The 20,129-nt window shown below is 39.2% G+C and carries 21 protein-coding genes and 2 tRNA genes; 19 read left to right on the top strand and 4 right to left on the bottom strand.

The annotated features are described in order from the left end of the window. Positions 1–282 precede the first annotated feature (282 nt). The 8 genes from CWD91_RS23195 (at position 283) to cysI (ending at position 8,304) form a co-directional block, all read left to right on the top strand. Complete coding sequence (locus tag CWD91_RS23195; RefSeq protein WP_103442997.1) at positions 283–465, top strand: DUF6747 family protein; 183 nt, start codon at positions 283–285, stop codon at positions 463–465. 235 nt (positions 466–700) lie between these two features. After that, positions 701–1,063, top strand: a complete 363-nt coding sequence (locus CWD91_RS21265) for a hypothetical protein (protein ID WP_103442996.1) — start codon at positions 701–703, stop codon at positions 1,061–1,063. A gap of 768 nt (positions 1,064–1,831) precedes the next feature. Then, on the top strand, positions 1,832–2,260 hold the full coding sequence (locus tag CWD91_RS21255) for an META domain-containing protein (protein WP_103442994.1): 429 nt from the start codon (positions 1,832–1,834) through the stop codon (positions 2,258–2,260). A gap of 103 nt (positions 2,261–2,363) precedes the next feature. Next, complete coding sequence (locus CWD91_RS21250) at positions 2,364–2,807, top strand: hypothetical protein (protein WP_157943862.1); 444 nt, start codon at positions 2,364–2,366, stop codon at positions 2,805–2,807. A gap of 156 nt (positions 2,808–2,963) precedes the next feature. Next, entirely contained in the window at positions 2,964–3,857 is an 894-nt protein-coding gene (locus CWD91_RS21245) for a LysR family transcriptional regulator (RefSeq protein WP_103442992.1), read from the top strand. Positions 3,858–4,086: 229 nt separating this feature from the next. Then, the gene (locus CWD91_RS21240) at positions 4,087–4,722 is read left to right on the top strand and encodes a peroxiredoxin (protein ID WP_103442991.1); all 636 of its coding nucleotides are present in this window, start codon (positions 4,087–4,089) and stop codon (positions 4,720–4,722) included. A 19-nt stretch (positions 4,723–4,741) separates the two neighbouring features. Continuing rightward, positions 4,742–6,562, top strand: a complete 1,821-nt coding sequence (locus CWD91_RS21235) for an assimilatory sulfite reductase (NADPH) flavoprotein subunit (protein ID WP_103442990.1) — start codon at positions 4,742–4,744, stop codon at positions 6,560–6,562. 11 nt (positions 6,563–6,573) lie between these two features. Continuing rightward, positions 6,574–8,304, top strand: a complete 1,731-nt coding sequence (gene cysI / locus CWD91_RS21230; protein WP_317045625.1) for an assimilatory sulfite reductase (NADPH) hemoprotein subunit — start codon at positions 6,574–6,576, stop codon at positions 8,302–8,304. A 59-nt stretch (positions 8,305–8,363) separates the two neighbouring features. Here cysI and CWD91_RS21225 read toward each other — a convergent pair whose 3' ends face one another. Next, positions 8,364–9,056 (bottom strand): LytR/AlgR family response regulator transcription factor, encoded by a 693-nt coding sequence (locus CWD91_RS21225; protein WP_103442989.1) that lies wholly within the window; start codon positions 9,054–9,056, stop codon positions 8,364–8,366. 252 nt (positions 9,057–9,308) lie between these two features. Between CWD91_RS21225 and CWD91_RS21220 the strand changes: the two genes are divergently transcribed. The 11 genes from CWD91_RS21220 (at position 9,309) to CWD91_RS21165 (ending at position 16,897) form a co-directional block, all read left to right on the top strand. Next, complete coding sequence (locus CWD91_RS21220; RefSeq protein WP_103443015.1) at positions 9,309–9,881, top strand: Crp/Fnr family transcriptional regulator; 573 nt, start codon at positions 9,309–9,311, stop codon at positions 9,879–9,881. A gap of 58 nt (positions 9,882–9,939) precedes the next feature. Next, positions 9,940–11,202: an NAD(P)/FAD-dependent oxidoreductase gene (locus CWD91_RS21215; RefSeq protein WP_103442988.1), complete on the top strand. Its 1,263-nt coding sequence runs from the start codon at positions 9,940–9,942 to the stop codon at positions 11,200–11,202. Positions 11,203–11,217: 15 nt separating this feature from the next. Next, on the top strand, positions 11,218–11,970 hold the full coding sequence (locus tag CWD91_RS21210) for a DJ-1/PfpI family protein (RefSeq protein ID WP_103442987.1): 753 nt from the start codon (positions 11,218–11,220) through the stop codon (positions 11,968–11,970). Between the two features lie 122 nt (positions 11,971–12,092). After that, positions 12,093–12,371, top strand: a complete 279-nt coding sequence (locus CWD91_RS21205; protein WP_317045624.1) for a VOC family protein — start codon at positions 12,093–12,095, stop codon at positions 12,369–12,371. Positions 12,372–12,544: 173 nt separating this feature from the next. Continuing rightward, positions 12,545–12,787: a type II toxin-antitoxin system ParD family antitoxin gene (locus CWD91_RS21200; protein WP_103442986.1), complete on the top strand. Its 243-nt coding sequence runs from the start codon at positions 12,545–12,547 to the stop codon at positions 12,785–12,787. Next, the gene (locus CWD91_RS21195) at positions 12,774–13,067 is read left to right on the top strand and encodes a type II toxin-antitoxin system RelE/ParE family toxin (protein WP_103442985.1); all 294 of its coding nucleotides are present in this window, start codon (positions 12,774–12,776) and stop codon (positions 13,065–13,067) included. The genes CWD91_RS21200 and CWD91_RS21195 overlap by 14 nt, the downstream gene beginning before the upstream one ends. A 16-nt stretch (positions 13,068–13,083) precedes the next feature. Beyond that, the gene (locus CWD91_RS21190) at positions 13,084–13,293 is read left to right on the top strand and encodes a hypothetical protein (RefSeq protein ID WP_103442984.1); all 210 of its coding nucleotides are present in this window, start codon (positions 13,084–13,086) and stop codon (positions 13,291–13,293) included. Positions 13,294–13,296: 3 nt separating this feature from the next. Beyond that, the gene (locus CWD91_RS21185; RefSeq protein ID WP_103442983.1) at positions 13,297–13,545 is read left to right on the top strand and encodes a hypothetical protein; all 249 of its coding nucleotides are present in this window, start codon (positions 13,297–13,299) and stop codon (positions 13,543–13,545) included. Positions 13,546–13,564: 19 nt separating this feature from the next. Further along, positions 13,565–13,777: a hypothetical protein gene (locus tag CWD91_RS21180; RefSeq protein WP_103442982.1), complete on the top strand. Its 213-nt coding sequence runs from the start codon at positions 13,565–13,567 to the stop codon at positions 13,775–13,777. A gap of 433 nt (positions 13,778–14,210) precedes the next feature. Further along, positions 14,211–14,597, top strand: coding sequence for a hypothetical protein (locus CWD91_RS21170; protein ID WP_103442980.1), 387 nt, complete (start codon positions 14,211–14,213; stop codon positions 14,595–14,597). Continuing rightward, the gene (locus tag CWD91_RS21165) at positions 14,594–16,897 is read left to right on the top strand and encodes a relaxase/mobilization nuclease domain-containing protein (protein WP_103442979.1); all 2,304 of its coding nucleotides are present in this window, start codon (positions 14,594–14,596) and stop codon (positions 16,895–16,897) included. The genes CWD91_RS21170 and CWD91_RS21165 overlap by 4 nt, the downstream gene beginning before the upstream one ends. Before the next feature lie 284 nt (positions 16,898–17,181). On the opposite strand, the gene CWD91_RS21160 is transcribed toward CWD91_RS21165, so the two are convergent. From CWD91_RS21160 to mutS, 3 genes are all read right to left on the bottom strand, one after another. Further along, a tRNA-Leu gene (locus tag CWD91_RS21160) sits at positions 17,182–17,265 on the bottom strand. Between the two features lie 31 nt (positions 17,266–17,296). After that, positions 17,297–17,372, bottom strand: a tRNA-Gly gene (locus CWD91_RS21155). A 165-nt stretch (positions 17,373–17,537) separates the two neighbouring features. Next, on the bottom strand, positions 17,538–20,114 hold the full coding sequence (gene mutS / locus CWD91_RS21150; RefSeq protein ID WP_103443014.1) for a DNA mismatch repair protein MutS: 2,577 nt from the start codon (positions 20,112–20,114) through the stop codon (positions 17,538–17,540). Positions 20,115–20,129 lie beyond the last annotated feature (15 nt).

Here is a 20,129-nt window from a genome sequence, read left to right as displayed (position 1 = left end):
TCAATTAATACCTAATTCATTAGATATCAATAATTTTTCGATATGTTTCATTTTAAAAAGACCAACTGCTATATATTGGTCGGCTTAAGGAAGTGCCCATTAACATCAAGATACTACTTTAAATCCGTACATAAAATAGCAGCGAATTATAAACAATATCGACGAACAGTCCGAAATATTGGCCTAATTAAATTTCATTTACCGTTAGACTATATTCTTGTCATTTAATCCATTACATCAGCTGGGCGGATTAGGGTGATATATATTTGGCTAAGATTTAATATGGACAGTAACATGGCAAAAGCACTACTTATTAAAAAAGTCTATTCAAAAGGCTTTAAGAGCCTGTGGAATCAACTTATAAAGAATGGATTTAAGATATACTTTTGGATATATACCCTGTTGTTCGTAATGGTTCTAAATGCATTTGCAGATAGATTTATAAATGGCTTCATCTGGGATTAGGTTACGCAAAAATCAATATGATGTGACAGCCGAATCCCGAATGCCATTTACTAAAATAAAAGTTTGGAAAATTAAATCAACATGTACCCTGTGCATCTAAATTTCATTAAATGCAACTTTTGTTGATTATTTCGTTAAGATTCTGAATTTTAGTTGATTTAATCGTTAATAATTTAGGTGATAAGTATTGTGGGCATTTTGCCATTCAGTATAGAAAAGATATAGTTTTGACATTATGAAAAGTGTCAGAAATACCTTGAATACCATTACCGAAACCTATGAAGGGCCGCTGAAAAATACCTTACGATCTGTAGGAGAGGTGCCTCAGTGCTCGTTTTCCGGTAAACCGGCACATTTTTATATTGGCTTATCAGGGCCTGGATTCAATGATGAAATAAGGTTGATGGGTGCCATTTGTACTGAATTTGTGGAAACGTCAATAGTAAATGTTATGGGTCAAGGAGTGGACGACATCCAATGGCCAGTAATACTTGATTTGAAAAAGAATATATATTACCATTCCCATGATGCCCATTTACAGGGTTATTCTGCAACCATGGGGTGGAAGGAATTTCTAAGGTATAAAAAAACGGACTAAGGTTACAAATCCAGATGCCATAAATATCATTACTTCATTTTCCATAATGTCTAAATTTCCTGAATTTATACATCTATATGATAAAATGTTGGTTTATAACCAATGATTTATCGTTTCTAGATTTCAGTAATTCAAGGTAGATGAAATGAAAATCTGAGGCTATAGGACTAATTACAGGATGGTTCGCAATAATTGGTTAATTTGTTTTATAGATAGTAAATGGACACGTGGAGATTCCCGAAACCATTATTCGCTTGTTTAGTTATTTTACAATTTTTACCAATATAATGTTAGCGCCATATTTTACAATGTCCTATATCAATTCGAAAAAAAATCCCCTTAACATTTTCTTGTCCGATGGAGCCTTGACGGCTTTAACCACGTTTATATTAATTGTGGGTTTGGTTTATCAGATTAGTTTGCGACATATATTAAATCCTACTGTCTGACTATTTGTAGTAGATGAATTACTGCATAAGGTTATCCCTCTTTACCTTTTAATATATTGGTTCCGTTATTCCAATAAAAATGACATAGAAACAAAATCAGTTCTTTACTGATTACTCAATCCAATGATTTATGTTACGTTTATTATTTCAAGGGGATATATTTCCGGGTATTGTCCTTATCCCTTTATTGATATCCCTGAAAAAAGTATTCAAAGTGTTATATTTAATATTGGCATAATTTTGGGAGTATCCATATTGATGAAGATATTACTCATTGTCACCGGTAATTTTTGAAAAAATTTGATCAAAAAATAAATATATGAAAAAGAATTACATTTTAATTTCAACCTTTTTAGTTATGGTTATTTGTTCATGTACAAGTACCAAAAACGCCAGTAACAATGACCTTTACAATTCATTATGGGAATTGGAGTATATTTCCGGAACACGGATTGCCTTTAATGGTCTGTATCCTGACAGGAAACCAGTAATCTCATTTAACAAGGCCACAGGAAAGATTACTGGCAATAACAGCTGTAACGGTTACAGTGCCGATTTTACAATAAATGGAGATAACATTGACATAGGTGAACCAGGGCCTACCACAATGATGTTCTGTGGTGATGGTGAGCAACAATTTTTGAAAATGATGAAAAAGATAAATACCATTGGTATGGATAGGGAGGAAAAGCTTAATTTAATGATTGGGGAAATACCAATGATGAGATTTAAGAAAATAACACAATAGACCTTTAATTATTATATATTCCAGCATTTGACAGCTAAAAATACTTTCTGAAATGTGTACCAATTTGAATATGATAAAGACAGCTTTAATATATTTAATATTTATGATCACAGTTTCCTGTAAGATGGAATCCAAATCAGAGATCGATCGATCTGGTGAAGATGTAAATTCTACTATATTGGAGAAGGCCCCTTCGACAGAATTAAGTATTGGATGCTATGGGAATAACGACGATGGGAATCTAGTAGTAATGGATATTACAGAAATTGAAGATAGTATAAAGGCGAATCTGGATATTTCCTACAATGAAAAAGACGCCAATCATGGCACATTTTCAGGTAAATTAAAAGGTAATAAACTCATAGGGACCTACACCTTTATTTCCGAAGGGGTGGTTAGCGAGAGAAAAATGGCATTCCTACATAGGGATGGGCAGCTGATAGAGGGGTTTGGAGAACTTAACGAAACAGGCACTGATTATAAAAATATCGATAATATCCAATATACCTCCAAAATGCCTTTATCCAAAATGGATTGCAAAAATTAAAGAGATTGAACAGGAACAGGACTTCCCTAATCTTTCGAGCTTTACAATAATCTTTTTAAGCCCAGCCAATCATATCTTCCTGTCAATATTTTAATGGTTCTATCCATTTTTTTAATGCATCAGTTTTCCATACTAAAAATATGAGTAATATTGTATATGTTCGATTTTCGTCTAAAAGTATTTTATACGGTTGCTAGAAGGCTCAATTTTACTAAGGCCGCAGAAGAATTATTGATATCCCAGCCTGCAGTCACCAAACATATAAAGGAGTTGGAAAGCCAATTTAATCTTGCACTTTTCGATCGAAGGGGAAACAAGGTTGTTCTTTCTCCTGCTGGAGAAGTACTTCTGAAACATACCGAAAACATACAAGAGATCTACCGGCAAATAGAATTCGACCTAAACCAGTTCAATGAGGCATTTAAAGGTGTTCTTCATGTGGGTTCCAGCACTTCAATTACCCAGTACATATTACCGCCACTACTGGCACGGTTCCACAGCATCCATCAAGATGTGAAAGTAGAGCTGCTCAGTGGTAATTCGGAACAAATAGAGCTGGCCCTACTGAACAAGAGTATAGAACTTGGCGTTGTTGAGGGCAAGTCCAAAAGACGTGAAATCCACTATACCCCATTTCTAAAGGATGAGATCGTCCTGGTATGCGGCAGTAAAAATCCATTGGCTTCGAAAGAGGAGATAAGACCGGAAAACCTGAAAAACATTCCCCTACTTTTGAGGGAACCTGGATCAGGGACCTTGGAAGTCATTGCCGATGCCCTAAAGCAAAAAGGAATCCGACTTGCCGACCTTAAAGTGGAAATGCAATTGGGCAGTACTGAAGCAATTAAATCCTACCTACAACACTCGGATTGCATGGCATTCGTTTCATTACACGCCATCTTTAAAGAGCTTAAAAGTGGAGTTCTAAAGATCATAGAGATTAAAAAGCTACCTATCCATAGGCAATTCTACTTTATAACTCCCCAAGGTCCCGAAGGAGGGTTATCCTCATTGTTAATGCAATTTTTAAGTCGCAACCATAATTTTTAATTATTTGTTTTTATTGAATTGGCTTATAATAAACCCCACTATTTTCCAACACAATATTCTTTATTTAAACTAATTTATCGATTTATCCTCCACAATCTTCATAACCTTAGGTTATCGTAAATTAATATTTGCAATTGGTGATTGATCATAAACCCCTGTAAATTTGTTTTGGAAAGGCAGCAATAATATTGGCAAGCCGCCTTGATGCATAATTTTAAAAATACATGATATGAGTTTGAGAATTGGCGACTATGCACCGAATTTTAAGGCGCAGACCACAGAGGGTGATATAGATTTTCACCAATGGCTAGACAATAGTTGGGGGATACTGTATTCACACCCGGCTGACTACACCCCTGTGTGCACCACGGAACTTGGTAGGACCGCACAGTTGAAAGAAGATTTTGCAAAAAGAAAAACCAAGGTGCTTGCAGTGAGTGTTGATGACCTGGACTCGCACTTTGGCTGGGTAAAGGACATCAACGAAACCCAAAACTGTAACGTGGATTTCCCTATTATAGCTGATACCGACAAAAATGTAGCTACCCTATATAATATGATCCACCCCAATGCCTCTACCACTGCCACTGTAAGATCTGTTTATTTTATTAGTCCGGACAAGAAGGTACAGGCAATTATAACCTATCCTGCTTCGACGGGGAGAAACTTTGCTGAGATTCTTCGGGTAGTAGACTCTCTAAAACTTACAGCAGAACATAATGTCGCCACCCCAGTGGATTGGGAAGTTGGACAGGATGTAATTATTCCACCAGGAGTGAAGCAAGAGGATGTCGAGACCAAATATCCTCAAGGTCATCGTATTGTTAAACCTTACTTGCGATATACTCCCCAACCCAACAAATAATTATAAATTATCTAATAGCATGGAACTAAAAAAGGGATTGGATAGGGGACCGTTCAACGATGAGCAAGCAGACAAACTCAAGATAGCTTTGTCCGGACTTGATTCTGGACAACTTCAATGGCTCAGTGGTTATTTTGAAGGATTTATCCAAACATCATTGAATAAAACCACTGTGGGAAGTCTACCTTTAGGTTCGGACCCAAATGTTGATGGTAAGCTTAAAGCCGAAAAAGTGCATATCCTATTCGGGAGCCATACCGGCAACAGCGAAGGCTTGGCCAAGGATCTCCATACACGTGCAAAGGATATGGGAATTGATGCTGTGATTTCCGATATGGCTTCCTTCAAAACAAGGGAACTCATGGGCATCAAAAAATTGGCAGTAATCGTGAGCACCCATGGATTGGGCGAACCCCCGGTACAGGCGGAGGACTTCTACAATTACCTTCACAGCAAAAAGGCACCGAACCTGGCCCATTTACAATTTTCGGTTTTGGCCCTAGGTGACAGCAGTTATCTAGACTTTTGCCAGACAGGTAAGGATTTTGAGGCAGTACTCGAGAAATTGGGCGCTCAGAAAATTGTTCCTCGCCAAGATTGCGATGTGGATTATGCAGATGAAGCCGAGACTTGGCAAAAGATGTTTTTAACTGCTATAATTCAGACCAATGGCCAAAATACCGCGGTCCAAGTGCAGGATCTTCCCAATAACCAGGTCAATGGAACCCAATATTCCAGAAAAAATCTTTTTGAAGCCACCATTCTTGAAAAAATCAACCTAAATGGAAAAGGATCCTCTAAGGAAACGATCCACCTGGAATTAGATCTGGAAGGGTCTGGAATAAAATATGAGCCAGGCGATGCATTGGGGGTTTATGGTGCCAATTCCCCTAAACTAGTTCAGTCAGTGTTGGAATCCATAAATTTATCGGGTAAGGAGAAAGTGGAAACCCATGAAGGTAACAAAACCCTATATGATGCACTAGCGTATAACTATGAACTTACCCCACTATCAAAAACCACGCTTTCCAGATATGCAGAATTAACTGGCGATAACGTGCTACAGAAAATCCTTGGAGACAAAATTGCACTTCAGGAATACCTTTCTGGACGTGACTTCTTGGATTTAATAAACGAGGTACCCTATAAATTATCTTCTAAAGAACTGATTTCTGTTTTGCGAAAAAATACAGCACGGATGTATTCCATTGCTTCGGCACAGGAAGTGGTGGAGGATGAAGTACATCTATTGGTTTCGGTTGTCCGTTATAACGCATTTGGCAGAAATAAGGATGGCCATTGTTCGTCCACCCTGGCAGATAGGCTTGAGATTGGAGATAAGGTAAAGATTTTTGTGGATAAAAATACACGTTTCAAACTACCCAAAAATCCGGAGGCACCAATTATAATGGTCGGTCCGGGAACTGGGGTAGCACCATTCAGGGCGTTTATGCAACAGCGGGAAGTATTGGAAAGAAAGGGACCTTCCTGGCTTTTCTTTGGTGACCGGAATTTCACGACAGATTTCCTGTATCAAACAGAATGGCAACAATATATGAAGGAGGGAGTATTGACCAAGGCAGATGTCGCCTTTTCGAGGGACCAGGAAGAAAAACACTATGTACAGCACAGAATGTTGGAGAACGGCAAGGAGCTTTTTGAATGGTTGGAAAAAGGAGCGCATTTTTACGTTTGCGGTGACGCACAAAAAATGGCCAAGGACGTGGATATTGCCTTAAAGCAAATTATACACCAACAAGGAGGAATAACTATTGAAAAGACAGAGGAGTATGTTAAAAATCTTCAAATTGCCAATCGTTATCAAGCAGATATCTATTAAGATAGCTTCAAGTGAGCTATAATGCGAAGGAAAATGTATTTATGGAAAAACAATCGAATTACAAGGAATTATCAGAAGATGAACATATCAAGGACAAGAGTGATTTTCTAAGGGGAAGCATAAAGGACAGTCTAAAAGATCCTTTGACGGGAGCTTTATTTCCCGATGATGTCAAACTTATAAAATACCACGGTTCATATCAGCAATTCGACAGAGATCTGGAGAGCGAACGAAAGCAGAAGAAATTGGAACCTTTATACCAGTTTATGGTTCGGGTAAGAGCTGCTGGAGGGGTAACTACCCCTCAACAATGGTTGTCCCTCGATGTACTGTCGGACTTACACGGAAATGGCACCATTAAATTAACTACCCGGCAGTCATTTCAGTTTCATGGGATATTAAAGCGTAATTTGAAACCCACAATTCAGGCCATCAATGAAACATTACTGAGTACCCTAGCTACTTGTGGAGATGTAAATAGGAACGTTATGTGCAATCCTAACCCTTACCAATCCCAAATCCATGAAGAAGTGTACGGACTTGCAGGAGAGTTAAGCGATTTTTTTCTTCCAAAGACCACGGCGTACCATGAAATATGGTTGGACAATGAAAAAGTGGCGGGAACTCCAGATTTTGAACCTTTGTACCAGCACAACTACCTTCCAAGAAAGTTCAAAATAGCCATAGCCGTTCCGCCCAATAATGATATTGATGTTTTTGCGAATGACCTTGGACTTATTGCCATTGAGCAAAACAACAAAGTATTGGGATTTAATATTTGTGTAGGAGGTGGATTAGGCAGTACGTTCGGAGTTCAGGGAACTTATCCTCGCCTGGCCGATGTTATAGGTTTCTCTCCAAAAGAAAAAGTGTTTGAAGTAGCTGAAACCGTTATAGCCATCCAAAGGGATTTCGGCAACCGATCTGACCGTAAGTTATCGAGATTAAAGCATACCATAGACGACAGGGGACTGGAATGGTTTGTAGCGGAACTTCAAAACCGATTGGGGTGGAATCTGGCCAAACCGAAATCCTATCGATTCAAATCAAACGGAGACGAATATGGTTGGGTTAAAGGAATCAATAATAAATGGTTTTATACCTTGTTTGTGGAACATGGCAGAGTAAGCGATGAAAATGATTATCAACTGAAAAAGGCCTTAAGGGAAATTGCCAAAATTCACACAGGGGATTTTCGTCTAACTGGAAACCAAAATCTCATTATAGGAAATATAGAGGAAGACAAAAAGAAGGGCATTGAAGCCATTTTGGAATTGTATAGCGTTGGTAACCATCCTAAACTAACGGGACTGCGCAAGAGTTCCATGGCCTGTGTAGCATTGAACACATGTGGATTGGCTTTTGCCGAAGCAGAGCGTTACCTTCCTACCTTAATAGATAAACTGGAGGTAATTATGAGAAATAATGGCCTGGAGAACAATGAAATCAATATTCGGATGACAGGTTGTCCAAATAACTGTGCGCGATCATCACTAGGGGAAATAGGTTTTGTGGGTAGGGCCATTGGCAGATATAACATGTACTTGGGTGCAAGCCACAACGGTGACCGATTAAATACCCTATATAAGGAAATGTTATCCGAAGAAAATATTTTAGATGAATTAGAGCCGATTATAAAAGCATATGCCCAGGATAGGTTAGGGGATGAGCATTTTGGAGATTTCGTAATCAGAAAGAAAATTGTTGAACCAACAGAGCGGCCAATACGGGTTATGTTCTAAGGGCAGTGCTTATATGAAACCAACTTTAAAAGCACTAGGGGTGAATTCATGGTTATAATTTAAACATTATAAAGCGCCTCGGCCAATTCCGTTTTTTTGTGTCTGCTCAGTGGGACCATTGTGCCAGCTACTTCAACTTTTTTACTGTTGAACTTTTCAACTTTTTCCAAATTAACTATATAGGATTTATGTATCCTTAGGAATTTATCCTTCGGTAACTTTTGTTCAAAAGATTTCATTGTGGAAAGGATAACGACATTGCCTTCAGTCGTTACCAATTTAATGTAATCGCCGAGAGCTTCGACCCAATTAATGTCGTTCAGAACAACTTTGCGCTGTCTAAGGTTACTTTTAACGAAGATATACTCCTCATCGTCATCCAATTTATTAATCTGCTCATATTTGGCCAAGGCCCTTTTTACGGAGGCATCGAATCGAACTAGGGAAATGGGCTTATAAAGATAATCGGTTACGTTGTAATCGAAAGCCTTAAGTGCATAATCCGGATTACCGGTAATCAAAATTACCTGTGGTGGGTTGTCCAAAGATTCCAAAAGATCAAAACCACTGATGATGGGCATTTCCACATCGAGGAAAATAAGATCGATTTCATTGTTTTTTAGACCATTTTTTGCTTCAATGGCATTACTGTATTCGGCTACCATTGCCAAGTTCGGATGATTGTTCACTAATCGGGATACGGCAGTTCGCTGCAAGAACGAATCGTCCACTATTATACATCTCAATTTCATCATGGGGGATACATTGATTTAATTAAGGTTCAAGGTAATTAATGGGCATTCCCAGCCACAATAAATGATGTAAACGGTGCATTAAATGTTGTGTAAAATAAAATATTCGTGGTTTAAGAATTTGGTGAAGTAGTATATGTTCATTTATTCTTTAAGGTAATACATTCCATGAAAAATGAAAACCTAAAAATTGAAGTGGTCCTACTTAAAGTTTTAATTATGCTAACTTTGACAATAGCTGTACCAAATAAAATGCAAAAACTTTTCGAGCACATAAACAAATACACTGCAATTGACAAAAATGAGTTTCAAGAAATTGCCAAGTATTTTGAAACGAAAACAGTCAAAAAAAAAGAACATCTTTACAAAGCGGGAAACAACCAGCTTGATCACTATTTTGTTTTAAATGGTTGTGTTCAATTGTACGTTATAAATGAAGATGGTACGGAACAAACTTTACAATTTGCCATAGAAAATTGGTGGATTACCGATTATTTGGCATATCACAACAACGGTACCTCCGAGTGTTATATTCAAGCAGTTAGGGCCTCAACCTTACTTCACATAAGTCATACAAGGGAAGAAGAACTATTGCGGCGATTCCCTAAAATGGAAACATATTTCAGAAATATTTATCAAACAGCTTACGGTGCCTCCTTGAACCGCATAAATTACATGTTTAGCTATTCAAAAGAGGAAATCTATTTTAGATTTAAAGAAGCCTTTCCCGATTTTGTCAAGAGTGTTCCCCAATATTTGGTGGCCAGCTTTTTGGGGCTTTCGGCAGAATATATCAGTAAATTGAAAAGAAAAAATAATTCTTGAACCAGTTCAAGATTAATCTAAGGGAAAAGCGGGATCTTTGCCTTGTTAATTGAGAACAATGAGAAAGACAGTTGTAATTGTGGGAGGAGGCTTTGCAGGCCTAGAGTTGATTAAAAGAATTGGTAATTCCTCAAAGTACAATGTCATACTAGTGGATGCAAACAATTACAATTTCTTTCCTCCTTTAATATATCAGGTCTCAACGGGATTTATGGAACCTTCTGCCATTAGTTACCCATTTAGAAAAATACTGAGAAACTTAAAAAACACGCAGTTTCGGCTAGGAAGTTTAATCAAAGTTGTTCCCAGTAAAAACAAAATTATTCTGAGCAATGGTGAATTGTCCTACGATATATTGGTGATGGCCACAGGTACTGAAAGCAGTTTTTTCGGCAACGAAAATATCGAAAAGAATAGTTTACCAATGAAGACCATTAGTGATGCCCTAACCCTGCGAAACACAATTCTTACGCGGCTGGACAGAGCAACGAGGTACCATGACCAAGAACAGCGAAAACGGTTACTGACCTTTGTAATCGCTGGTGCAGGACCAACTGGGGTAGAACTTTCAGGTATTCTTTCGGAAATGAAAAATTCCATTTTGAAAAAAGATTATCCCGAATTGGATGAAAATGATTTAGGAAAAATATATCTAATTGACGGGCAGAAAGCGGTCTTGAACACTATGTCCAAAAAATCTCAAGATTATACCTACGACAAACTAAATAAATTAGGAGTGGAAATAAAACTTAACTGTTTGGTAAAAGATTTTAAGGACGATGTAGTTCTCCTATCCGATGGCAGTAAAATTGAAACTAAAAATTTAATATGGGCAGCAGGTGTAACAGCTAGGGCCTTTGATGGTTTTTCATCGGATAGCTTTGGAAAAGGGAAAAGATTAAAAACTAACCCTTATAATTTGGTCCAAGGTTACGATAAAATATACGCTTTGGGGGATTGTGCATTGGTTTCAGGGGATAATCAATACCCGGAAGGCCATCCTCAATTGGCGCAACCCGCTATACAACAAGCCAATAACCTTGCCATTAACTTGGAGAAGGACCAAAGTCAATGGCGGCCTTTTCAATACAAGAACAAAGGTTCTTTGGCAATAATAGGAAGGAATAAGGCGGTTTTTGATTTACCTAATGAAAACTATTTTATAAAAGGATTTATAGCTTGGCTAATATGGATTTTGGTACATATTATGGGTTTGGTAAATTTTAAAAATAGATTAAGCACATTGATCAATTGGATAGGATACTACATTTATAAAGATCAAAATTTTAGAATGATTATTAAACCTAATGAAAAAAAATAGATTAAATAAAACCGTATGAAAAAGCATGTTGTATTTTTAATTATCCAATTGACATTCATCGGAGGCTGTAAAAATGAAGAATCAAAATTCATCGATCAATCCCAGAATGTCCAGGATCAAGAAATTACTGGAGACACCTTGACCAAACACCTAAAACCATTCCAAGCGGAATTACCCACAATCGGACTTCTTATGTACAATGGAGTGCTTCAAGGTGAGGTAATTGCATCTTCAGATGTTTTTGCCAAACCCAGCGAGGACGGTAAACAGCTTTTTAATGTGGTTTCTATTGCTGAATCCGAAAGTCCCATTTTAACAGAGGAAGGTATGCGATTCGTTCCAGACCATACATTCGTAAACTGTCCACAACTAACTGCCTTGTTCGTGCCCAGTGCTTACGATATGTACGCCCAAGTCAATAACGAAAAAATTGTGGCCTTCATAAAAGAGAGAAATAAAGAAACTAAATACATGGTAAGCAATTGTGCCGGAGCTCAATTAATTGGAGAATCAGGAATTGCGGACGGCAAGAAAATCGTAACATGGATTGGTGGGGGCAAACAATTGCAAATAGACTATCCAAATTTAAAAGTACAGAACGACAGTTTGGTAACATTTGTCGAGGACGGGAAATTCAGTTCCTCAAACGGTAATTTGGCAAGTTATATTTCAGCTCTAAATCTATTGGAAAAAATGACTAGTCCAGAACATAGAAAATTTGTAGAAAGTTATCTATACCTGGATCGACTCCAAGACTGGAAGGAATAAACAAGGTATACCTGTATTAAGTAGTTAATAGAGTTTTGTCCACACAGTAGTCTCACCTCCAGTACAACAAAGAAAACTTTTTAGAAACTTACATGAATATATAGTAACTATTTAAGGATAATATGCTTACAGATATCAATCCAAAATTACCAATGCGTAATAGAACGATTACCAAGAATTTCTATTTAAACAGATTAGATTTTCAAGAATTTGGAAGTGTAGACTATGATGGTTACTTGATGCTTAAAAAAGACAATATTCAGATCCACTTTTTTGAGTTCAAAGCACTGAAACCGAAAGAAAATTGCGGGCAAGTTTATATAAGAGTTGATGGCATTGAAAAATTTCACCAATTATTGTTGGACAACGGAACGAGTATTCATCCAAATGGAAGTCTTTAAATAAAACCTTGGGGACAAAAGGAATTTTCAATTCTTGACCCAGACAATAATTTGCTAACTTTCGGAGAGAGTAGATAAAAAAGTCGGTTAAAGTTCAAATAAACGATGGTAAGAAAACGAGTATTTTTGTAAATGGTGCAAAAAAGTACTATATTGCACCATAATTTAAAATTATGGAAACAGTAAGAAAATCAATCACTTTTACCGATCAACAGGACGGTTGGATAAAGCTTAGGGTTCAGGCGGGGGACTTTACCAATGATAGTGAATACATAAGAGATTTGGTAAGAAAGGATCAAGAACAGAATATGAAGCTCCTAGAACTTAAAACAGCAATAGATGAAGGGTTGCAAAGCGGCAGAAGCAATCTGAAAATAAGCGACATTATCGCAAAAGTGGATAATGGGGAATTATAGTTTATCTGCAAGGGCACAATATGACCTAGTGGGTATGTATAAGTACGGAATCAAGTTTTTTGGCCCTGACCGAGCGACCAAGTACTTACTCGATCTGGAAGGTTTTTTGGAAGAACTTGCTGAACGACCAGAATTGGCCAAAGATGCCTCGACAATTGCCGATTCCTTAAAATATTACAGTTATAAAGCCCATGTTATTTTTTATCAATTTGACAATGCAAACGAAATTTTTATTATCAGGATTTTGGGCAAACGCATGAACTTCATTGAACATTTATAAAGTTTAATAAAACGATATGTTAGAAGATGGATTTAGGTCACATAGATATAGCGATATTTTGGGAAACTTAGGCGAGAATGGTTTTCTGACCGCTGAGGATGTTGGTAAGCTGCTAAAAGAATTTACAACCACCCAAAAAATTACTTTTGATTGCATAAGCGATGAAAAAGCCCAAATTGTGTCGGAAGCATTAATTGATAATTATCAACGATCAAAGTCTAATTAAACCATGAAAGACCAAAAGGCCATATTGATAAAGTGTATCAAAAATGATGTCCCGGCGTTCGTGATTGCCGGTCACGATTTATTTGCCGTGCCGGCCTTGGAGGCCTATTACCAGATAGCAAAGAAGAACGGGGCGGATACCGAGTTCTTAAAGGACATGAATCTAGTCGTACAAGAAATGAAGGATTTTCAAAAGCAAGAACCGGATAGAATACGTATACCGAAGCTAAAAGCATTCGAAATCGAAAAATGAACGGTAATCTAATAAAAGGATGAAAAAAGAAGAAATTGAAAAAATCAATCCTATATTAAAGGAAACGTTTCAACCGTTGTTTGAAAAAGGATTTATTAGCAAAGAAGAATATGATGAAATAATTACTTCTGAGATATCTAGTCCAGATACTTACTTGGTTAATTTATTCGGTCAATCTAGAACAAACGAGATTGAAACAGCAATGAGATTGGATTATTTAAAGTCTAAATAACGGATAGTTTTTCCCTTGCCCCTGCGGAAGTTAAAAAACACGCAACTCCAAAACCACCCTAGCGGACAAGATCCGCCAATCCGCATCCAGGGTCTTTCCGTTTCCGGTTTTTTAACCCCCTCGGAACCGCTCAAAAGAACAAACGGCAAAAAAAGCCGCTTGCCCTTTCCTCTCCCTACCCACAAAAAAATGAAAATCCCTATGCTTCCCCAACATTTTTTACATAACAAATAAGACCGGATTAATCGCTTATCCGTACCCATATGGCCTAGTATGGTTCTATATGTATTTAGGGGTTAAATAATTGATTATTAGGTTGTTGTATTCTATTTTGTTTGGTTATATTTATCTTCAAAGAAGATAGCAAGTTGTATTCTAAGTAACTTAGAATTGTCTACTTCTTACGAAGTGTTTGTCTTAAAAAACAACCAAAATGGAACCAAGGAAAAGAGGCCGAAAACGACTGGGAAACAAGAAACGGTACCATAACGTAATGCTCCGGTTCAACGATACCGAATATGAGAGACTGAAGATAATTGTCGGATCCTACGACCTGGACATTTCACAGCGTGGTACAATTAGCCCCTTTTTAAGAAGATTGGTCCTGAACATGGGGTCGGAGGAAAAGGATATGCTCCCTGACACTTCAAATCTTGCCTACCATTTCAACAGGATCGGCAGCAACATCAACCAATTGGTCAAACTGGCCCACTACAAGAACCTGAGAAGTCCGAACAGTAGTTTGGTAAGCGAGGTACAAAAGGCAAACGGACTACTTTATAAACTTATCGAAATCACCACGGAAGGACAAACGGGATGATAGGAAGAATATTATATAGGGAAAGCTGTCAGGGAATGTTGAACTATGTGTTCGGCAAGGAGGGCATGCGCATACTTGGTTACGGGGGCATGTACTCACAGGACATATCACAGAAATTCTTCGGGAACGTACTCCACTTTCAGGGACAGCGCAATGCCACCAAGAACCGCTATGCCCACATTACCCTGAACCTTCCCCATGGGGAACACCTTGATGACAGGACCTTCCATGAGGTCTCAAAGGAATACATGCAGCATATGGGCTACGGGGAACAGCCCTATGTTATGGTAAGGCACAACGACACCGAGCACGAGCATGTCCATATCATAACGACCAATGTAACCGGTTCGGGAAAGGTACTCGGAATCTTCAACAGCTACCGCAGGAACATGGCGACCCAGCAATACCTCGAAAAAAAGTTCGGCCTAACTCCCTCGCCACGGACAAAACAGCGGAGGGAACTCCCGCTGTACAGATTGCCCGGGCAACAGTTCGGGATGGACCCTACACAAGGGACGAAGTTCTATTTGCAGGACGTACTGAACAGCATCCTGCAAAAACATAAGGTGCGGAGCTTTCAAGAACTGGCAAAACTGGTCAGGCCCTATCACATCGAAATAAAGCAAACTAAAAACCAATCGGGAAGGATAGGGGTCGCCTTTGGCCTAGACAATCAAAAAGGATACCGGACAAGGTTCATCAACGGCTCCATTGTACACCCAAGCTTAAGCGGTCCGAAACTGCAAAAGGTATTTGGTACGAATTCAAAATCCAAGCTCTTGCCGATGCACCGCAAACGCCTGATGAAACAGATAGGGACCACCTATGGACTTTTCAGGGCCATAAGGCCGCACGACCTCCCAGAAGTACTTAAGGAATATCAGGACATCGATATAAAACTGGACATAAAAGGGGATGCCGTCAAGGGATATACCATCCATGACAAATCGGGATATGCGTTCAAGGAAAGCGAGCTGAGTCCAAAAATAGGGATGGAGAAACGTCCCAATATTTTCGGGAATAGCGACCAGCCTACAGAGATCGATACCGACAGCAAACAGTTCAAACTTGAAATCCGAAAACTGATAAAAGAAGCATTCCTGACATCCTATCTGAAGTCCCCGGACCGCAACGGACTGTTCTCGGAGAACATGGTGGCCAAGAACCCAATGGATATCCTTCCGCATATAACAACATCCAAAGATTACATTTTTCTTGAACGCTACCTTCCAAGAAATCAAAAAAATTTGTTGATGGAAGCACTTAAAAAAGAGTTCCCCATAGTGAGGGACAGGCTATTCCAATTGGAGGAAAAAAAGGAAAAAGAAACCTTGGAAAGCAAGTTCCGGCTTATCGGCAGAATATTGGAAAACGGCATTTTCGATGTCGGGACGGAAAAAGGGAGTGTCCATCGTCTGTTCCGGTCCTTGGGAGTAAAGTACCAGGATAACCGATTGTCCTTTTCCGGTTCCAACAAACATACGGTCCCCGTTCGATTGGGCGACCTTCCCTTGCCCAAGGCCATGGACGCATATTTATCCACCGGTTTCGTCCGTCAAAACCATATGGTACTGGAAATGTTGACGGCACGGAATTCCGATATTGGCCCTGAACTTACGGCATCCTCCTTTTTTCTGCCAATGGTCTTTCCAAAACTTTACGGGACCATGGAAATAGGTTATAGGCAAGAATTCGAGAAGGCCGCACTGGGCCGTTATGTAAAACATGCCGAACGGATGCACGCGCCTTATGAAAAATCCCCGAAGGACTATATGGCCCTTTTCAACGCCAAGGGATTTTATTTTGAAAAAGGGAAGGACGGATTCGAGGTCAGGTCTATTTATACGGACCATAGGACAAGTTGCCCCTTGCCCAAAAGAACAGACCTTTATTTGAATTCCATTCCCGATGTCACCGCAACATTATTGGAACAGCAGACCGTTATCAACGGCCTGATCAAAGATGGCAGGAACGATCTCAAGAACCTTTGGGCGGGCCATCTAATGGAAAGGGGAATGTACGATAGGGTCGCCTTTATGCTGACAGCTGAAAAAGTTTATCCAAACCTCCATTCGGAAATGGTGCATCACCATATGGGCAACGGACTTCGGAAAAGTTTAAATAAGGCACTGGAAAGGAAATCTTCCATCGAACAAAACCGTTTGTTGCGAAAAGGTGTTTATGCCATCAGCTCGTTATTGGGCAATCGGGGCAAAAAAGGGCAAGAGGAGGTCTTCAACGGGTTCAAGGACGAGCTTACGGATTGGTCCAAGTACAGGGGTAAGGGACCTTTGTTGTAGTATACATCAAAGTGATTTTGATATTGGATTTAGTACCCTATCTAATGCTTTTTTGTGAATAGTGGAAAAGGAAAGCAAAAAAAACCTTCTAGGCACTATAAAATCTAGAGTTCATTAATTGGGATTAGAAGCCAAATTGATTGATTTTAGCCCAAAGTAACTAATATTAAAAGGATTATTGTTTTGAATGAGCAAAGAAAAACGCTGATTTGTTGTACCTATGTTGTACCAACGACATTTTTTTAAATGAAAAAGCCGAGGCAAAACCTCGGCTATCTCCCTTGTACTCGAGGCGGGACTTGAACCCGCACGGACTAATGTCCATTGGATTTTAAGTCCAACGTGTCTACCAATTCCACCACTCGAGCCTAGCTGCTCAAGGCAGAATAGATTTTACAATGGAGCGAAAAACGGGATTCGAACCCGCGACCTCCACCTTGGCAAGGTGGCGCTCTACCAACTGAGCTATTTTCGCAGTTTAAAATGAACGTAGCATCCTTTTCAGATGCGGGAGCAAATTTAATATAATTCTATAAAAAGCAAAGAACTTTTCGCTAAAAAGAATCAAAATATTTATAATATGCCCAAGGTGAATATATTAGAAAGAAATTATGGGCGATATGGCCTTTTGGTACAACTCCTAGGCATTTTTCTTTTTGGTGAGCAAACGCTTAATTTCGTTAAGTTTCATCAAGGCTTCAACAGGGGTTAAGGTGTTGATGTCCAGGTGGGTAATTTCCTCTTTTATCTGTTCCAATAGTGGATCGTCCAAATTAAAAAAACTAAGCTGCATTTCGTTTTGCACCAGTTGCAATTTATCGGTGAGCTCATCGCTGGAATGTGATTTTTCCAGCTTCTTAAGAATTTTATTGGCTTTATGGATGACTTGTTGTGGCATTCCAGCCATTTTCGCCACATGTATACCAAAACTATGCTCACTGCCTCCAGGGGTCAATTTTCGTAAAAAGAGGACATTGTCCTTCAGTTCTTTTACAGAGACATTGAAATTTTTAATGCGACTGAATGTAGAGGTCATTTCATTGAGCTCGTGGTAATGGGTGGCAAATAAGGTTTTGGCCCTGGCAGGATGTTCATGAAGATATTCCGAAATGGCCCAGGCAATAGAGATACCGTCATAGGTACTAGTGCCACGCCCTATTTCGTCCAATAGTACCAAACTGCGTTCGGAGAGGTTATTTAGAATGGAGGCAGTTTCGTTCATCTCCACCATAAAGGTAGATTCTCCCATGGAAATATTATCACTGGCACCTACACGTGTAAATATTTTATCCACATAACCAATTTTTGCGGAATCGGCCGGTACAAAACTGCCCATTTGAGCCAACAAAACAATTAGCGCCGTTTGCCTTAAAATGGCCGATTTACCACTCATGTTGGGACCGGTAATCATAATGATCTGTTGCTCGTCCCTATTTAAGTTTACATCATTGGCAATATAGGCCTCTCCCAAGGGCAATTGCTTTTCAATTACAGGATGCCTACCTCCAATGATGGACAGTTCAGTGGAATCATCCATGTCCGGAGAAACATAATTGTTCTCCTTGGCTAATTGCGTAAAGCCACAAAGACAGTCCAGTTGAGCTATTTGGTGGGCATTATTTTGAACAGGGGCAATATATTCTTGCATCCAAACTACCAACTGGGAGAATAATTGTTGTTCCAAACTTAGAATACGCTCTTCCGCACCCAATATTTTGGCTTCATATTCTTTAAGCTCTTCGGTGATATAGCGCTCGGCATTTACCAGGGTCTGCTTTCGGATCCAGTCTTCGGGGACCTTGTCCTTATGGGTGTTGCGTACTTCAATATAATAACCAAAGACATTGTTGGAGGCTATTTTTAGGGAGCTAATGCCTGTGCGTTGAGTTTCCCTTTGCAGCATTTTATCCAGATAGTCCTTTCCGGAAAAAGCCAGACCTCGTAACTCGTCCAATTCGGCAGAATATCCCTCAGCAATTGTGCTGCCTTTTAACATGTTGACAGGAGCCTCCTCACTGATCATTTCTTTGATTTTAGATCTCAGCATATCACAGGTATGCAATTGATCCCCTATGAGGTTTAGGGCCTCGTTTTTGCTTTTGGTAGTGATTTGTTTAATGGGTACAATGGCCTCCAAAGAATTTTTAAGCTGAACCACTTCCTTTGGATTTATTTTTCCCGTGGCCACTTTGGAAATTAACCGTTCCAAATCCCCGATCAACTTAATGCCATTCTGCAATTTATGGTGGGCAGCTTCATTTTCGGTAAGATGGGTAATTACCTGGTGCCTTCTTCGGATTTTTTCTATATTCTTTAGGGGAAGTGCCAACCACCTTTTCAGCATTCTTCCGCCCATAGGCGAAATGGTTTTGTCTATAACATCTAAAAGTGTAACGGCATTAAGGTTGTTGGAATGGTAAAGTTCCAGATTTCGTATGGTAAACCTATCCATCCAGATATATTCTTCTTCCGCAATGCGCTGAAGGGTATTGATATGCTGTAATTGTCTGTGTTGGGTGTCGGAAAGGTAATGCAGTACAACTCCCGCCGCCACTATGCCATGGGATAAATGGTCTACGCCAAAACCTTTTAAGCTTTTCGTTTTAAAATGATTGGTTAGTGTTTCTAGGGCGTAATCATCCTGGAAAATCCAGTCTTCCGTAAAAAAGGTGTGGAAGTTTTTGCCAAATACCTCAAGGAATTCCTTTTTATTGGCTTTTGATACCAATACCTCGTTGGGTGAGAAATTCTGAAGTAATTTGTCTATCTGTTCTTCATTGCCTTCCGATGTTAAAAATTCTCCCGTAGATATATCTACAAAGGATACGCCTAATCGCTTTCGTCCAAAATGGACAGCACATAAAAAATTGTTGGTCTTGGCCGAAAGGATATCGTCGTTCATGGCCACACCCGGGGTCACCAGTTCGGTAACCCCCCTTTTAACTATGGTCTTTGTGAGTTTGGGGTCCTCCAATTGATCGCAAATGGCCACACGCTGCCCCGCCTTTACCAATTTGGGTAAATAAGTATTTAAGGAGTGGTGTGGGAATCCGGCCAATTCGGTTCTGTCCCCTCCATTGTTACGGTGGGTGAGAATAATGCCCAGTATCTTAGAGGCCTTAACGGCATCTTCCCCAAAGGTTTCGTAAAAGTCCCCAACTCGGAACAATAACAGAGCATCAGGATATTTCACCTTAATGGTATTGTACTGTTTCATTAAAGGGGTTACCTT

The sequence above is a fragment of the Arenibacter hampyeongensis genome (assembly GCF_002909255.1).
Classification (GTDB): domain Bacteria; phylum Bacteroidota; class Bacteroidia; order Flavobacteriales; family Flavobacteriaceae; genus Arenibacter; species Arenibacter hampyeongensis.
The sequence above is the reverse complement of the archived record's forward strand: the minus strand, read 5'-3'. Positions and strand labels throughout refer to the sequence as shown.

Bases quoted from the DNA above. Each gene is read 5' to 3' on its own strand.
- CWD91_RS23195 (WP_103442997.1), top strand. From the start codon at position 283: ATGGACAGTAACATGGCAAAAGCACTACTTATTAAAAAAGTCTATTCA.
- CWD91_RS21265 (WP_103442996.1), top strand. From the start codon at position 701: ATGAAAAGTGTCAGAAATACCTTGAATACCATTACCGAAACCTATGAA.
- CWD91_RS21255 (WP_103442994.1), top strand. From the start codon at position 1,832: ATGAAAAAGAATTACATTTTAATTTCAACCTTTTTAGTTATGGTTATT.
- CWD91_RS21250 (WP_157943862.1), top strand. From the start codon at position 2,364: ATGATCACAGTTTCCTGTAAGATGGAATCCAAATCAGAGATCGATCGA.
- CWD91_RS21245 (WP_103442992.1), top strand. From the start codon at position 2,964: ATGTTCGATTTTCGTCTAAAAGTATTTTATACGGTTGCTAGAAGGCTC.
- CWD91_RS21240 (WP_103442991.1), top strand. From the start codon at position 4,087: ATGAGTTTGAGAATTGGCGACTATGCACCGAATTTTAAGGCGCAGACC.
- CWD91_RS21235 (WP_103442990.1), top strand. From the start codon at position 4,742: ATGGAACTAAAAAAGGGATTGGATAGGGGACCGTTCAACGATGAGCAA.
- CWD91_RS21225 (WP_103442989.1), bottom strand. From the start codon at position 9,056: ATGAAATTGAGATGTATAATAGTGGACGATTCGTTCTTGCAGCGAACT.
- CWD91_RS21220 (WP_103443015.1), top strand. From the start codon at position 9,309: ATGCAAAAACTTTTCGAGCACATAAACAAATACACTGCAATTGACAAA.
- CWD91_RS21215 (WP_103442988.1), top strand. From the start codon at position 9,940: ATGAGAAAGACAGTTGTAATTGTGGGAGGAGGCTTTGCAGGCCTAGAG.
- CWD91_RS21210 (WP_103442987.1), top strand. From the start codon at position 11,218: ATGAAAAAGCATGTTGTATTTTTAATTATCCAATTGACATTCATCGGA.
- CWD91_RS21205 (WP_317045624.1), top strand. From the start codon at position 12,093: ATGCTTACAGATATCAATCCAAAATTACCAATGCGTAATAGAACGATT.
- CWD91_RS21200 (WP_103442986.1), top strand. From the start codon at position 12,545: ATGGAAACAGTAAGAAAATCAATCACTTTTACCGATCAACAGGACGGT.
- CWD91_RS21195 (WP_103442985.1), top strand. From the start codon at position 12,774: ATGGGGAATTATAGTTTATCTGCAAGGGCACAATATGACCTAGTGGGT.
- CWD91_RS21190 (WP_103442984.1), top strand. From the start codon at position 13,084: ATGTTAGAAGATGGATTTAGGTCACATAGATATAGCGATATTTTGGGA.
- CWD91_RS21185 (WP_103442983.1), top strand. From the start codon at position 13,297: ATGAAAGACCAAAAGGCCATATTGATAAAGTGTATCAAAAATGATGTC.
- CWD91_RS21180 (WP_103442982.1), top strand. From the start codon at position 13,565: ATGAAAAAAGAAGAAATTGAAAAAATCAATCCTATATTAAAGGAAACG.
- CWD91_RS21170 (WP_103442980.1), top strand. From the start codon at position 14,211: ATGGAACCAAGGAAAAGAGGCCGAAAACGACTGGGAAACAAGAAACGG.
- CWD91_RS21165 (WP_103442979.1), top strand. From the start codon at position 14,594: ATGATAGGAAGAATATTATATAGGGAAAGCTGTCAGGGAATGTTGAAC.
- mutS (WP_103443014.1), bottom strand. From the start codon at position 20,114: ATGAAACAGTACAATACCATTAAGGTGAAATATCCTGATGCTCTGTTA.